Origin of the sequence: Pseudoxanthomonas sp. CCNWLY206-1, from assembly GCF_039710385.1 — a bacterium.
In the GTDB taxonomy this organism is placed as follows: domain Bacteria; phylum Pseudomonadota; class Gammaproteobacteria; order Xanthomonadales; family Xanthomonadaceae; genus Pseudoxanthomonas_A.
Window position 1 is genome coordinate 36,774 of record NZ_JBDKXI010000009.1, and the last position, 14,314, is coordinate 51,087.

General features: G+C 62.8%; 11 protein-coding genes and 3 tRNA genes. All 14 read right to left on the reverse strand.

What is annotated here, in order from left to right:
- Window positions 1-410: 410 nt before the first annotated feature.
- The gene (locus tag AADW18_RS18040) at window positions 411-2,033 is read right to left on the reverse strand and encodes an FMN-binding glutamate synthase family protein (protein WP_337344791.1); all 1,623 of its coding nucleotides are present in this window, start codon (window positions 2,031-2,033) and stop codon (window positions 411-413) included.
- A 69-nt stretch (window positions 2,034-2,102) separates the two neighbouring features.
- Window positions 2,103-2,189: transfer RNA gene (locus tag AADW18_RS18045), tRNA-Leu, on the reverse strand.
- 126 nt (window positions 2,190-2,315) lie between these two features.
- Window positions 2,316-2,389, reverse strand: a tRNA-Cys gene (locus AADW18_RS18050).
- A gap of 278 nt (window positions 2,390-2,667) precedes the next feature.
- Complete coding sequence (locus tag AADW18_RS18055; protein WP_337344792.1) at window positions 2,668-4,071, reverse strand: ATP-binding protein; 1,404 nt, start codon at window positions 4,069-4,071, stop codon at window positions 2,668-2,670.
- 305 nt (window positions 4,072-4,376) lie between these two features.
- Complete coding sequence (locus AADW18_RS18060) at window positions 4,377-5,174, reverse strand: glucose 1-dehydrogenase (protein WP_337344793.1); 798 nt, start codon at window positions 5,172-5,174, stop codon at window positions 4,377-4,379.
- A gap of 375 nt (window positions 5,175-5,549) precedes the next feature.
- Window positions 5,550-5,625: transfer RNA gene (locus tag AADW18_RS18065), tRNA-Gly, on the reverse strand.
- Window positions 5,616-6,263 carry a CDP-diacylglycerol--glycerol-3-phosphate 3-phosphatidyltransferase gene (gene pgsA, locus AADW18_RS18070; protein WP_337344794.1) on the reverse strand — a complete coding sequence of 216 codons (648 nt, stop codon included), beginning with the start codon at window positions 6,261-6,263 and terminating at the stop codon, window positions 5,616-5,618. The genes AADW18_RS18065 and pgsA overlap by 10 nt, the downstream gene beginning before the upstream one ends.
- A 7-nt stretch (window positions 6,264-6,270) precedes the next feature.
- Window positions 6,271-8,121 carry an excinuclease ABC subunit UvrC gene (gene uvrC, locus AADW18_RS18075; protein WP_337344795.1) on the reverse strand — a complete coding sequence of 617 codons (1,851 nt, stop codon included), beginning with the start codon at window positions 8,119-8,121 and terminating at the stop codon, window positions 6,271-6,273.
- Window positions 8,118-9,539 carry a redoxin domain-containing protein gene (locus tag AADW18_RS18080; protein ID WP_337344796.1) on the reverse strand — a complete coding sequence of 474 codons (1,422 nt, stop codon included), beginning with the start codon at window positions 9,537-9,539 and terminating at the stop codon, window positions 8,118-8,120. The genes uvrC and AADW18_RS18080 overlap by 4 nt, the downstream gene beginning before the upstream one ends.
- A 25-nt stretch (window positions 9,540-9,564) precedes the next feature.
- A complete protein-coding gene (locus tag AADW18_RS18085) occupies window positions 9,565-10,029 on the reverse strand; it encodes a low molecular weight protein-tyrosine-phosphatase (protein ID WP_337344797.1) in 465 nt (154 codons plus the stop codon).
- Window positions 10,026-10,799, reverse strand: a complete 774-nt coding sequence (kdsB, locus tag AADW18_RS18090; RefSeq protein ID WP_337344798.1) for a 3-deoxy-manno-octulosonate cytidylyltransferase — start codon at window positions 10,797-10,799, stop codon at window positions 10,026-10,028. The genes AADW18_RS18085 and kdsB overlap by 4 nt, the downstream gene beginning before the upstream one ends.
- Before the next feature lie 313 nt (window positions 10,800-11,112).
- Entirely contained in the window at window positions 11,113-12,126 is a 1,014-nt protein-coding gene (gene lpxK / locus AADW18_RS18095) for a tetraacyldisaccharide 4'-kinase (RefSeq protein WP_337344799.1), read from the reverse strand.
- A complete protein-coding gene (gene msbA, locus AADW18_RS18100) occupies window positions 12,123-13,889 on the reverse strand; it encodes a lipid A export permease/ATP-binding protein MsbA (protein WP_337344800.1) in 1,767 nt (588 codons plus the stop codon). The genes lpxK and msbA overlap by 4 nt, the downstream gene beginning before the upstream one ends.
- Window positions 13,886-14,308, reverse strand: coding sequence for a biopolymer transporter ExbD (locus tag AADW18_RS18105; protein ID WP_337344801.1), 423 nt, complete (start codon window positions 14,306-14,308; stop codon window positions 13,886-13,888). Before AADW18_RS18105 ends, msbA begins: the two co-directional genes overlap by 4 nt.
- Window positions 14,309-14,314: the final 6 nt, after the last annotated feature.

The window sequence follows — 14,314 nt, forward strand, 5'->3', positions numbered from 1 at the left end:
CTCTACATGGAGGCCGCGGACTCCCTGGATGGCGCTTCTCGTAGAGCCGAGCTTGCTCGGCTGCTCTTCGATCCACGTCCGGTCATCGTGCGCCGTCCCTCAAGAGCAGCGGAGCAAGCTCCGCTCTACATGGAGGCCGCGGACTCCCTGGATGGCGCTTCTCGTAGAGCCGAGCTTGCTCGGCTGCTCTTCGATCCACGCCCGGCCAACGCGCGCCGTCAAACAAGAGCAGCGGAGCAAGCTCCGCTCTACATGGCCCGCGGACCCCCTAGGGTGGCGCCCCCTCGTAGAGCCGAGCTTGCTCGGCTGCTCTTCGATCCACGTCCGGTCATCGTGCGCCGTCCAACAAGAGCAGCGGAGCAAGCTCCGCTCTACGTCGTATCCGAAACCGAACTGGGCTCGACTCACACCTAACGATCCTTGGAATCGCATAACGCGCTGACCTTGGCCGGCGCGGTGAAGGCGTCGCTGCGGGCGTCGGCCCAGAATTCGCGGAACACTGCATGTTCCGGCACGCCGTCGATCAACTCGCCGGGTTCGAGAAAACGATATAGCGCCGCCAGCGAGCGCACTTCGATAGGCGAGACCCGGCGGAGGATGTGCTCCGGTCCAAGTTGTTGTGGATGGCTGAGCCCGGCAGCGCACAACATGTCGCGCAACGCCTTCAGCGTATTGGCATGAAACTGCTGCACACGGACCTCCTTGTCCGCTACGTCCAGATGTTTCCAGCGCTGCGGATTCTGCGTGGCCACACCGGTGGGGCAGCGATCGTTATGGCAGCTTTGCGCTTGAATGCAGCCCAGCGCGAACATGAAACCGCGAGCCGCATTGCACCAGTCCGCACCCATGGCCATCGTACGAGCGATGTCGAATGCGCTGGTGATCTTGCCTGCCGCACCAATGCGGATGCGGTCGCGCAAATCCAGCCCCACCAGCGTGTTGTGGACCAGCAGCAGCGCCTCATGCATCGGTACGCCAATATGGTCGATGAACTCCGCCGGCGCTGCACCGGTGCCTCCTTCGGCGCCGTCGACCACAATGAAGTCAGGCAACAGGCCGGTTTCCCGCATCGCCTTGGCGATACCGAACCACTCCCAGGGATGCCCGATCGCCAGCTTGAACCCCGTCGGTTTTCCACCGGACAACTCACGCAAACGCGCGACGAACTGCAGCAGCCCAACAGGTGTGGAAAACTCGGAATGTTGCGCTGGCGATACGCAGTCGTGCCCCATCGGCACGCCGCGAGTCGCTGCGATCTCAGGGCTGACCTTGGCCGCGGGCAGCACTCCGCCATGTCCTGGCTTGGCGCCTTGCGACAACTTCAGTTCGATCATCTTCACTTGCGGCGAGCGAGCGTTCTCGGCAAAGCGCTCTTCGCTGAAGCGGCCCTGCTCGTCACGGCAACCGAAGTAGCCCGATCCGATCTCCCACACCAGATCTCCGCCGTTCTCCCGGTGATAAGGCGAAATCGACCCCTCGCCTGTGTCGTGATAGAAACCGCCGCGCCGCGCGCCACCGTTCAACGCGCGAATGGCATTGGCCGACAGCGCACCGAAACTCATCGCCGAAATATTGAACACGCTCGCCGAATACGGCTGCGCACTACCCGCGCCAATGACGATACGGAAGTCGTGCGAATCGATCGACGCCGGCGCCATCGAATGATTGATCCACTCGTAGTCGACGCTGTAGACGTCCTGCTGGCTTCCGAACGGCACGACATCCATCACGCCCTTGGCGCGCTGATAAACCAGTGAACGCTGCTGGCGAGAAAATGGCACTTCGGCCGTATCGCCCTCGATGAAGTATTGGCGGATCTCCGGGCCCACCGACTCCAAGCCATAGCGAAAATGCGCCAGCATCGGATAATTGCGGCGCAACGTGCTGCGCCTTTGCAGCAGATCCCAGGTACCCAGCAGCGCCAGCAACCCGAATATCGCCGCAGCCCAAGTCCAAACCGGCCAGCGAATAGCCAACGCCAGCGAAAGCAGGGTCAGCGCGATGCTCAATACATAAGGAAGATAGCGTCCCATCGGAAATCCATGCCAAAAAGGGGAGCCGACGACTCCATCCTACATGGATGGCGATTCGTGAATAGAAGCTGGTGCCCGGAGCCGGAATCGAACCGGCATGGCCTCGCGGCCGGCGGATTTTAAGTCCGATGCGTCTACCAATTTCGCCATCCGGGCATGGGGATAGCCTGCCTCAGCCGCACCAGAATGGAAAGCCGAGGCGTCACCGTCCGGCAGAACGGGACAACAAACAAAAAACCGGCCATAAATGGCCGGCTTGTGCCGAAATTCCGGCGAAAAAACTGGAGGCCTGGGTCGGAATTGAACCGGCGTACGCGGATTTGCAGTCCGCTGCATGACCACTCTGCCACCAGGCCGGTGACGTGCGCCAGACTGGCGCAATCAAGGCGCTATTTCAAGCGCCTTGCAAAACAAAACCCCGCGTGCGGGGCCTGATTTGCTCTCCCTTCGAATCCTCTGCACTGGCTGCACAGACGTCATCTTTGGGCGGGATACCAGCTGGAACAACGCCGGCCCCGTGATCTCCCTGATCAGCAAATTTCCCTTGCGATCAAGACGTTGGATTATGACCTAACCGGGTGGCGCATGGCAACACGCGCCGAACCAATCGCTTCATCCGACTGATCCGCCGAGGCTATTCTTGAAAATTCGTCGCGGCGGACGGCAGATGAATGGAAAACTCAGCACCATTGCCGGGCGAACTCTTCACCTCGATGCTGCCTTCCGAATTCAGTATCAAATCGTGGATCACGGCCAAGCCAAGCCCGGTTCCCTGCCCGCGCGGCTTGGTGGTGAAGAATGGCTCGAAGATGTGGGCGCGCGTCTCATCGTCCATGCCGCAGCCTGTATCACGAAGCTCGATAGCCACACGGGCCGGTTCGCTCAATGCCCGTACGGCGACATGAAAACTCCCGCCATCGGGCATGGCGTAGTTGGCGTTGGCCGCGATATTCAGGATCATCAGCTCGAACTGCGCCCGATCAAAATGGATCAGCGCAGGCTGCTCAGCAAGATCGAAAACGATTTCCACCGAAGGATCGAACAGTTGGCGTAGCGGTCCCTGCATTTCACGCAAAGCCTCGTTGGCATCGAAAACCTCGGGCTGCGCAACATCCTGGCGGCTGAAACTGAGTAGCTTCTGGCTGACCGCCGTCGCCCGACGCGCCGCGGATTCCACCCCGATCAGCGCCTTCTGCTTTTCTTCCTCGTCGCGCGCACGCTGGCCACGCTGGGCATAGCCCAGCACCAAGCCGAGCAAATGATTGAAGTCGTGCGCCACGCCGCCGGCCAGGCGCCCTACCGCTTCGACTTTCTGCGAGTGGATCAGCTGGTGCTGTACCCGCTCGCGTTCGGCGATCTCGGCCTGCAAGCGCTGGTTGGCCCGCGCCAACTGGTCGCCGCGGCTGGTTGCTTCGCTCAAGCTTTCGCGTAGCGCAGCCGCGCTGCGATCCACCACCACCGCAATGAACAGGAAAATGATCGCGCTGATCGCCACATCACCGATGATGTTGGCGGCGGAAGCGGCTGCCGCGACTTTCACCTCGGTATCTCGCAAGGCACCGACGGCGAAGGTCAACACGGTCCACCCGTACATCAACCACAGCGCGCGGCGTCCGATCATCAGTCCTGAGATAACCAGCCAAATCATCTGGATCGGCTGCTCGAAACGGTTCGCATCGAATCCGTTGCCGATATACGAGAGCATCATCACCACGGCCACCAGCGCCATGAACTGGCGGACCGCCCACTGGAACCGGCCACGCCGAATCAGGACGACGCTGAAAACCGCCAGGGCGCTCAACAGTACGCTCAGCGCCAAGCTGAAAGTCTCGCCCGGACGCCAAGGCGCCGGAGCTACGAAAATCCGGTAGGCCCACGCCAGCGGCGGCAACGAGCCGAGCATGAGGAGTACAAGCTGCAACATCGGCGCATTGCGCCTGTCGACTGGATCCTTGACGGGCACACGCGACAACCAACCCGTGATGCCACGCCAGCTTGCTGGCGCTGGAAGGCGAAAGGCGGAAGGACGTTCGATCATTGTTTCCCTTGATAGCGAGCAGGCCGGCGCCGGCGCTTTTCAGAAGTCACACTATAGCCATGCGAGGCCAAAACCTGCCAACGCCAGGACGGTGTCGCCGAAACGCCCTCCCGGCACCACGCAGGGATTTGGCAATGGCAGCAATGATCTCCCAGCGGCGCGCAGTCGACGAAAATCTTACTGTCGGCAAATATCCGGCCGGCCTGCACGGCAACGAACAATTCCTGGTATCGGTCGGCGGGCGTCGACGTGTCCGCTGCGCTATTTCAGCCACCTTCGCGGCATTGAGCTCGGCGTCTTCGCGGTCAACCCGCTTGCTGCTCATCGGTCCTGACGCGCTTTTCCGTGTAGTCCCAAAGCAATCCGCCATCGACATAGACGGTACTGCCGGTGATGTAGTCCGCGTCGGCGGAAGCCAGGAAGACAACCGCACCGGCAACATCGCGTGGAGTCCCCAGGCGCTTGAGCGGGATGTTCGCCAGCAACGGTTCCAGCAGCGCTGGATCATCGAGTATGGGCGCGTTGATGGGGGTACGGATCGCACCGGGGGCAACGTTGTTGACGGTGATACCCATCGGCGCCAATTCCACCGCCAGGTTGCGCATCAGCATCATCATGCCGCCCTTGCTGGCACTGTAGCTGGCGAAATTGGGAAAAGGCAGTTGTTCGTGCACCGAACTGATGTTGATGATGCGACCGCCTGGGCCGGCTTCAAGCCGATGGCGGACGAACGCCTGCGCCGTGAAGAAAGCGCCCTTGAGGTTGACGTCCAGCACGCGGTCGTAGTCCGCCTCGGCCACGTCAGCAAACGGTGCGCAAAGCTCTATACCGGCGTTGTTGACCAGGATATCGATGTGCCCCATCCGGCTCACTCCGTCGGCGACCAGCCTGCGTACCGCATCGACACTGGCGACATCCGCCGCCAGTACGCAGCCTTCGCCTCCCGCCTCTTCCACCAGTGCCAAGGTATGCCTGGAATCCGCGTCGTCGAGCAGATCGGCGATGATCACCCGGGCGCCTTCCTCTGCGCTTCGCAGTGCTATTCCGCGGCCGATACCTTGGCCAGCGCCGGTAACCAGCACCACTTTGTCCTTGAGGCGCATGGCGGCTCCTACGGTTGGGCGGTCGCCGAGATGCTATGGGCTTTTGCGTAAACGAGGTGCGAACCTTCTTCCTGCAGCGTGCGTCACGACCACTCGTCGTCGAACATTCCCACGGCGCACGCGACAACGTTGCTCAACGGCGTCGAGCTGAACTCGCTTGTTCTCGTGTGGGAGCGGCCTCTGGTCGCGAGCTCGTCCGTTGTCGCTTCATACAAAACAAAAGCTCGCGGCGGAACGCCGCTCCTACGGAGAGGAAGGACGCTGGAGCATTGGACTTGCCTGGATTCCAGCAGAAATCTACAGGCATGAAAAAAGGGACCGAAGTCCCTTGTTTTCAACGACCCACGAGTTTCAGTGGATTCGTGGGTCTCTATCTGGAGCGGGAAACGAGACTCGAACTCGCGACCTCAACCTTGGCAAGGTTGCGCTCTACCAACTGAGCTATTCCCGCGTCGAGAGAGGCGAAATTGTAGCGTCTTGTTTCGGGCTGTCAACAGCCTTTTTTTCATCGGCACGCAAAATCGGCCACGCAGCCCGTAAATACTGGCCTCCCGACCACAAGGTGAGAATGGCCGCCAACGCCAGCAACCAGTCGCCGAGGTGGAAAATCCACTCGCCCAGCCAGATATCCGAGCGGTCCAGCTTGCCCGGCGTCGACGCATACAGCAGGCAGCCCAGGGCCACCATTTGCACGATGGTTTTGATCTTGCCCAGCGACGCCACCTTGACGGTGGCGCGCTGGCCGAGTTCGGCCATCCATTCACGCAAGGCGGAAACCGCGATCTCGCGACCCACGATGACGGCGGCCCAGATGGCCATCCACATGGTGGGGTTGTCCTGCACGATGAGGAACAGCGCTACCGCCACCATCAGCTTGTCCGCCACCGGATCCAGGAAGGCGCCGAAAGCGGAATACAGGTGGTAGCGGCGTGCGATCCAGCCGTCCAGCCAATCGGTAACGGCTGCCAGGATGAAGACGAAAGCCGCCGCGAAGTTGGTCCACTTGAACGGCAGGTAGAACACCAGCACCAGCACTGGAATCAATACGATTCGCAGCAGGGTAAGCCAGGTGGGGACGGTCAACTTCATTACGCGATTACTCGTTTCCTGCGGTCGGTGGCGGCAATCCGTGCAGGTTAGCGTAGATTCGCTCGGCCAGCGCGGCATTAATCCCGTCGACGCGCGCGATTTCGTCGGCACCGGCGGCTTTCAATCCGGCCAATCCACCAAAATGCTTGAGCAGACTGGCGCGCCGGCGCGGGCCGATGCCGGCGATGTCTTCCAGCTTACTCGTCATGCGCGCTTTTTGCCGCTTACCGCGATGGCCGGTGATGGCAAAACGGTGCGCTTCGTCGCGTACTTGCTGAATCAATTGCAACGCAGGCGAAGCGGCACCCGGCCGGATTTCGCGGCCATTCTCCAAGATGAGAGTTTCGTGACCGGCTCTGCGCTCTTCGCCCTTGGCCACACCGACCAATACCACGCCACCATCCACGCCCAGGTCAGCCAGTGCGCTTTTCGCTTGCGTCAACTGTCCCTCGCCGCCATCGATCAGCAGCACATCCGGGAGTACACCGCCTTCTTCCACCGCGCGCCGAAAGCGCCGCTCGATAGCCTGCCGCATGGCGGCGTAATCGTCGCCCGGCTCTATGCCGGTGATGTTGTAGCGCCGGTATTGCCCGCGCACCGGGCCGTTGGCGTCGAACACCACGCACGACGCGACCGTCGCCTCACCCATCGTATGACTGATATCGAAGCACTCGATGCGCCGCGCCGGTTCACTCAATCCCAGCATGTCGCGCAGTGCTTCACTGCGTGCGGTTTGCGCGTTGCGGCTGGACACTTCCGTGACCAGCGCAATTTCGGCATTGCGCTTGGCCAGATCCAGATAGCCGGCGCGTTCGCTGCGGACATTCCATTTCAGCTGCACTTTGCGGCCGGCGGCAGCCGACAGCGCCGATTCGATCAATGCGGCGTCGGGGATACCGCGGTCCAGCACGATTTCCCGCGGCGGCAATTGCTCGGCGTAGTACTGCGACACGAACGCGGCAAGTACTTCCTCGGCGCTGTCTTCGCCGTTGGTCTTGGGGAAAAAAGTGCGCGTGCCCAGATTGCGGCCATCGCGGAAAGCCAATAGCAGCACGCAAGCCGTGCTGCCCTGCATAGCGCACGCCAGCACGTCCAGGTCGGCCGCGTGGCCGTCGACATACTGGCGCGCCTGCAGGCTGCGAATCGAGCCCACCAGATCACGCAGACGGGCGGCCTGTTCGAAATCCAGGCGCGCGCTGGCCGCTTCCATGGCACCGTTCAATTCGCCCGTCAGTTCATCGCTACGGCCGTCGAGGAACAGGCTGGCGCGGCGCACCGACTCGGCATATTCCGCCTCCGGCACCAGATCCACGCAGGGCGCGCTGCAACGGCCGATCTGGTACTGCAGGCAAGGCCGGGTGCGGTTACGGAATACGCTGTCTTCGCAGTTGCGGATCTTGAACAGCTTCTGCATCAGGTTGAGCGTATCGCGCACGGCAGTAACACCGGGATACGGGCCGAAATAACGTCCAGGCACCGCACGGGGCCCGCGGTGCAACGCGATACGTGGCCAGGTTTCCTGGGTCAACAGCACGTAGGGGTAGCTCTTGTCATCGCGCAACAGCACGTTGTAGCGCGGCAATAACGACTTGATCAGCTGGTTTTCCAGCAGCAGCGCTTCGCCCTCGGTGCGGGTGACGGTGACATCCATCCGCGCCACTTGCGCCAGCATGGCCAGCGTGCGCGGGGTCTTGGGCGTGTTGCTGAAGTAACTGGAAACGCGCTTGCGCAGCGCGCCGGCCTTGCCGACGTACAGCAGGCTGTCGTCGGCGGCGTACATGCGGTACACCCCTGGAGCCGTACTCAGGCCGGCCGCGAAAGCCTTGCCATCGAAATCCAACTTGTCGGTACCACTCATTCGTCGATCGGGACGTGGCTCAGTTCGCCGGTGGCGATATCGTAACGCAGCACCACATGCGCATCGGTTTCCGCGATCCACACCGAGCCTGCGGCAACCGCCAGCCCCGCGGGTCCTCGCAAGGGGCGCGGCAAGGCGACGGTGGTGAGTTCTCCACCACCCAGCCGCAAGGTACGCAAGCTGCCGTTGCCGGTGTCGGCGATCCACAACAGCGGTGCATCGGGACTGAGCGCAATGGCTTGCGGATGCTGCAAACGCGCCGATTCGCGCGGACCGTCTTCGGCCCCGAAATCCCAAAGTCCCTGCCCCACCAGCGTCTGCACAATGTCGCCGCGCAACTGCAGCGAGCGGATCGCCGAACCCAAGGTGTCGCAAATGTAGACCGCCTGGTGCACCGCCGCCAGCGAAGTCGGCTGAGCGAAGGCGGCCATCGGTCCACTGCCGTCGCGCAAGTCCAGTTGCCCGGACCCCGCCCGCCGCTGCAGCTCGCGCGTGCCCAGGTCGTAGCTCCAGATGCGATTGTCGCCCGCGGTCGCCAGATAAACCTGGTTATTGACTACCGCGAGCGCCTGCGGCTGGTTCAAGAACACATCGCGCGGCACCGTAGCCAAGCCTTCGACCGTATCCCCCGGGCGGCCGTTGCCGCACAACGTGGCCACGACGCCACTAGACAAGGTGATACAACGCAGCGCGTGGTTGCCGGTATCCGCCACATACAGCGACTCACGCAACAGAGCCAGGCCCTGCGGACGGCGGAATGCGGCGTGGTCGGAATCGCCATCGGCGAAATCCGGTGTTCCCATGCCGAACTGCCGGACGACGCGGCCGTGGTGTGTGCACTCCAGGATGCGGTGGTGCCCGCTGTCGGCAATGAACAAGCGCTCCGGCGTGGCGACCAAGCCGGTGGGAAAACGCAACGGCAGCCGCGGCTCGGGGCTGCTTTCAGCAGCGTCGCGCAAGTCGTCGTCGGTGGGCGAATGCAAGGTCTCGCACAGCGTGGCGACCGAGCGCTCCAGCTCGGACGAGGCATCCACGCCTACCACGCGGTGGCGGACGTGTCCTTCACCGTCGATCAACAGCACGGTCGGCCAGGCATCGATGCCGAAACGCTGCCAGGCGGCCCAATCTGCGTCCTGCGCAATGGGCAGGCCTACGCCGTGCCGGCGCAGGCGTTTCAACGCGCTTTCCGGATCGCGTTCGCTATCAAAACGCGGCACGTTGACGATCAGAGCCTGCAGCCGGCCGGGATACCGGGACTGCAGCGAGGTCAGCTCGTTCAGCCGCTGCCCACACCACGCGGAGGCGGCATTGACGAATGCCAGCGCGACGATCCGGCCCCGCTGGTCATGCAGCGAGGTGGCGGGTGCATTCAGCCATTGCAGGCCACGGGGAAGTTCGGGTGCGAGAGCGGCGTTCATCGTCTTCCTTGATTATGCCGAAGTGTCACATTTGCGACAGGCGGTGCACAACCGCTGATGCGGCTGAATCGACCAGTCGCCAGACCCGTTCGAAATCCGCCGAGCCGCCGGTGTAGGGATCCGGGATTTCACCGCCTTCCTCCAGCCCGGCCCACTCCAGCAGCAGCGCCACCTTGCCTTCGCTGGCTGGCGGCGCGACCCGCAGCACATCGCGCACCACACTGGCATCAGCACAAAGCAGCCAGTCGAAGTGATCGAAGTCATCTCGATTCAATTGCCGCGCCCGCTGACCCGAGATATCCAGGCCGTGAGTACGCGCGCAGGCAATGGCGCGGCGGTCCGGCGGCTCGCCCTGGTGCCAATGGCCGGTGCCGGCGGAATCCACTTCCACCCTGCCCGCAAGACGCGAGGCTTCGATATGCGCACGCAGGGCACCCTCGGCCAATGGCGAGCGGCAGATATTGCCCAGGCACACCACCAGCAGCTTCAAAGGCCACCCACCAATATGGCTTCGGCGCGCACCAGATCTTCCGGTGTGTCCACGCCCGGCGGAAATGGCTCCGGCGTCAGCGCCACCGCGATCCGGAACCCGGCCTCCAGCACCCGCAGTTGCTCCAGCGATTCCACCTGTTCCAGCCGGCCGGGCGGCATCGCCGAGAACCGCCGCAGGAAACCGGCGCGATACGCGTAGATGCCGATGTGGCGTAGCCATTCGCCAGGCGGCATCGCATCGCGGCTCCGTGCAAATGCATCGCGGTGCCAGGGAATGGGCGCACGGCTGAAGTACAGCGCGTCGCCATTGGTGGCACGCACCAGCTTCACGGCATTGGGATCGAACAGGGTTTCGGCGTCGGTGATCGGCACGGCCAAGGTCGCCATGTCCGCCCCGGTGTCGGCCAACGCATCGGCGACCGCACGGATGCCCGCCGGGGGGGCAAAGGGCTCGTCCCCTTGGAGATTGACCACCAAGGTGTCGTCGGACCAGCCCGCGATATCGGCGCATTCGGCCAGGCGGTCGCTCCCGGACGCATGCGCGGGTGAGGTCATGGCGACGCGTACTTCGGTGGACTCGAGTGCGTCGCGGATGCGCTCGTCGTCCGTGGCTACCCAGACTTCGCCCGCCCCCGCCGCCAGCGCCCGGCGTGCTACATGCACGACCAGCGGTTCTCCGCCCAACAGTCGCAATGGCTTGCCCGGCAGGCGGGAGGCCGCGTAGCGGGCGGGAATGGCGACGGTGAAGGCGGTTGGGTTAGGCGACATGGAGAGTGTGCGATCTCAGTTTCAAGTGAGTGGGTTATTTTGATTGGATCGTTTTTGTTTCAAGTGCTGACAGATCGTCTGGAGCCGACGGCCCCTTCCCTTCTCCCTCTGGGAGAAGGTGGCGCGCAGCGGCGGATGAGGGCATGAAGTGTCCGCATGTAGCAAATCTGGCTAGCAAGTCATTGCCATTCCCTCATCCGCCCGCCGGGCACCTTCTCCCGGAGGGAGAAGGAAACCGAGACGCGATGCTGATCAGGCCTTATAAAGCCTCCCACTCCGCATAAATACCTGAAACCATCGATCCTGATCGCGCTCAGCCAATGGATGAAGTTTTTGGCGTTTTCAGCCGATCCAGCAAAGCCACCCAGAATGCCTCGGGCAGTTGCGCGGCCACGGGCACGCTGAAGAACCAATCGTCGGCGAGCTCCATGCACTTCACGGCGTCTTTTTCGGTCATCAGTATCGGCAATTCGCTGCCGAAGGCGAAGTCGTCCTCGGTGTAGCGATGATGATCCTCAAAGGCATGCGGCACGACGCCCAATCCCAGTCCACGCAACATATCGAAGAAGCGCTGCGGATTGCCGATTCCCGCTACCGCGTGCACGCGCTGGCCGGCGAACGACGGCAGCGCGCGCGGGCGGCCGCCACGCAACGGCAACGCGCAGTCGGCGCTCAGGCGCATCGGCCACTCACCGAAACCGGCTTCGATCTCGGCGTGGGCGATGTTCAGTACACGGAAGTCGCAGCGCGCCGCACGCTCGGCCGGCTCACGCAACGGCCCGGCTGGCAACAAACGCCCGTTGCCGTACCGGCGCTGGGCGTCGATGACTTCGATTTCGATGTCGCGGTGCAGCCGATAGTGCTGCAGGCCATCGTCGCAGATCACTACATCGCATCCTGCCGCAATCAAAGCGCGCGCGGCCGCGACACGATCGCGGTCCACTCGCACTCGGATGCCGGTCTGGCGAGCGATCAACACTGGCTCATCGCCGCCGTCCTCGGGCGAAGTCGCGGCATCCACCCAGCGCGGCTTGTCTTCGTTGCGCCGTCCATAACCGCGACTGGCCACGCCCGGCTTGTAGCCGTCAGCGCGCAGGCGCTCCACCAAGGCAATGGTCAGCGGTGTCTTACCGGTACCGCCCACGGTGATGTTGCCGACCACGATCACCGGCACGTCGACCCGTTGACGGCGCAGCACGCCCGCATCGAACAGCCGTCCACGCAGCGCCATCAGCGCCCGATAGATCGGCGAAAGCGCAAGAGCGGACAGCGGCGGCGGAGCGTCGTTGAACCAATAGGCAGGCGTCTTGGTTTGCGCTTTGCTCACCCGTTCTCGCCTTCGCGGAACTGCATCTGGTGCAAGTGCGCATACAGCCCGCCGCGCGCGAGCAATTCGGAATGGGTGCCCTGCTCCACCAGCCGGCCCTGGTCCAGCACCAGCACCTGGTCGGCATGTTCGATGGTCGACAAGCGATGCGCGATGACCAGCGTGGTGCGGTCCGGCATCAGCTTCTGCAATGCGTTCTGCACCAGCCGTTCGGATTCGTTGTCCAGCGCAGCGGTGGCTTCATCCAGGATCAGCAGCGGCGCATCTTTCAACATGGCTCGGGCGATCGCAAGGCGCTGGCGCTGGCCACCAGACAACCGGCCGCCCTTGTTGCCGATTGGCTCGTCCAATCCCGCCGGAAGCTCCTCCACGAACTCCATGGCGTTGGCGCCCTGCACCGCTTGCTCCAGCGCTTCCGGCGACGCTTGCTGCAACTCGCCATAAGCGACATTCGCTGCCACGGTACCGTCGAACAGCATCACTTGCTGCCCCACCAGCGCAACCTGCCTGCGCAGATCGGCCAGACGATAGTCTTGCAACGGATGGCCATCCAGCAGAATGACGCCTGCCTCGGGCTCGTAAAAACGTGGAATCAGCTTGATCAGCGTGGACTTGCCGCTACCGGAACGGCCGACAATGGCCGTCACCGTTCCAGGACGTGCAGTAAAGCTGATGTCTTCCAGCGCCGGCCGCGTCTGACCGGGGTAACGGGCCGATACGTTGCGGAATTCCAGCAGCCCTTGCGTGCGCTCCAGCGGAAGCGCGCCGGTATCGGCTTCATCCGGCGCATCGAGCACCGAAAAAAGACGTTCGGCCGAAGCCACGCCACGTTGCAGCATCCCTTGCACGTTCGTCAGCTGTTTCAGTGCGGGAATGATGGCGATCATCGAGGTCATCAGCACCACGAAACCGCCGGCATTCAAACGGCCGGCAATCGCTTCTCGCCCGGCCAGGAACAGCAGTACCGCCAGTCCGATCGCGCCCATCAACTGCACCAGCGCGGAAGAAATGCCGCGCGTGGATTCCACTTTCAGGCTCAGCTTCAGATGCGTGTTCGCCAGCGACTGATAACGTTCAAGCTCCGCTTGTTGCGCGCCGTAGATCTTGACTTCGTTGTGGTTGGAAAGCGCCTGGTCCGCGGACTGCATCAGATTGCCGCCGCTTTCCTGGATGCGGTGGCTGATGCGGCGATAGCGGCGGCCCACTTTGTCCATCACCCAAGCCAACGGCGGTGCAAGCACCAGGATGGCGATGGTTACCTGCCAACTGGTCCATAGCATCACTCCCAGCATGGCGATGACCTGTAGCGATTGCTGGACCATGACCTTCATGGCATCGATCGCCGCCTGGGCGACCTGATCGCTGTCCGAGCCAAGCCGCATCAGCATCGAGGGCACCGGCTCCACATCGAACCGCAATCCCGGCAGGCGCAGATACTTGCCCAGCACCGCGACGCGCAGATCGCGCGCAATGCCACGCCCTGATTTGGCCATGCTGTAGTCAGTGAGGTAGCCGGCGAAACCACGCGCCAGAAACAAGCCTACGATCGCCAGTGGCAGCAGCAAACTGACGCCTGTGTTCTTGGTGATGAAGGTTTCGTTGACGATCGGGCCCATCAGCCAGGTAAAGCCGGCACCCGCCACAGCTTCGATCGTCATGCCCAGCGCGGCCAGCCAAAGCAGACCGCTATAAGGGCTGGCCAGGCTGGTCAGGCGCCGATAGGTTTGCCAGGGCGAGACGTTCGCGCCCACTGCCTCGCTCACTTCTTGGTCTCCGGCGCCGTGGCGATGGAGATCTTGCGGAAGCCTAATTGGCCCAAGGCATCCAATGCGGTCACCACCGCCTGGTGCGGCGTACGCGCATCGGCACGTAGCAACACAGTGCGCTGGCGATCTTCGCCCGCCACCTGCGTCAAGGTTTGCTTGAGCGCATTGATGTCGGTGCGCAGCACTTCGTGCTCGTCCACGAAGTAATGGCCGTCGGCGTTGACCAGCACGCTCAGTGCCTTGGTCTGCGCGGCCACCGGCTCACCCGTGGCACTGGGCAGCTGCAATTGCAGCATCGAACGGGAGTCGAACGTCGTGGTGATCACGAAAAAGATGATCAGCACCAGGATCACATCGATCAGTGGAACCAGATTGATCTCCGGTTCGTCTTGGGCACGGTCGTCGCGTATCCGCATCGCGAA

Coding starts and splice junctions, on each gene's coding strand:
- AADW18_RS18040 (WP_337344791.1), bottom strand. CDS start 2,033: ATGGGACGCTATCTTCCTTATGTATTGAGCATCGCGCTGACCCTGCTT.
- AADW18_RS18055 (WP_337344792.1), bottom strand. CDS start 4,071: ATGATCGAACGTCCTTCCGCCTTTCGCCTTCCAGCGCCAGCAAGCTGG.
- AADW18_RS18060 (WP_337344793.1), bottom strand. CDS start 5,174: ATGCGCCTCAAGGACAAAGTGGTGCTGGTTACCGGCGCTGGCCAAGGT.
- pgsA (WP_337344794.1), bottom strand. CDS start 6,263: ATGAAGTTGACCGTCCCCACCTGGCTTACCCTGCTGCGAATCGTATTG.
- uvrC (WP_337344795.1), bottom strand. CDS start 8,121: ATGAGTGGTACCGACAAGTTGGATTTCGATGGCAAGGCTTTCGCGGCC.
- AADW18_RS18080 (WP_337344796.1), bottom strand. CDS start 9,539: ATGAACGCCGCTCTCGCACCCGAACTTCCCCGTGGCCTGCAATGGCTG.
- kdsB (WP_337344798.1), bottom strand. CDS start 10,799: ATGTCGCCTAACCCAACCGCCTTCACCGTCGCCATTCCCGCCCGCTAC.
- AADW18_RS18105 (WP_337344801.1), bottom strand. CDS start 14,308: ATGCGGATACGCGACGACCGTGCCCAAGACGAACCGGAGATCAATCTG.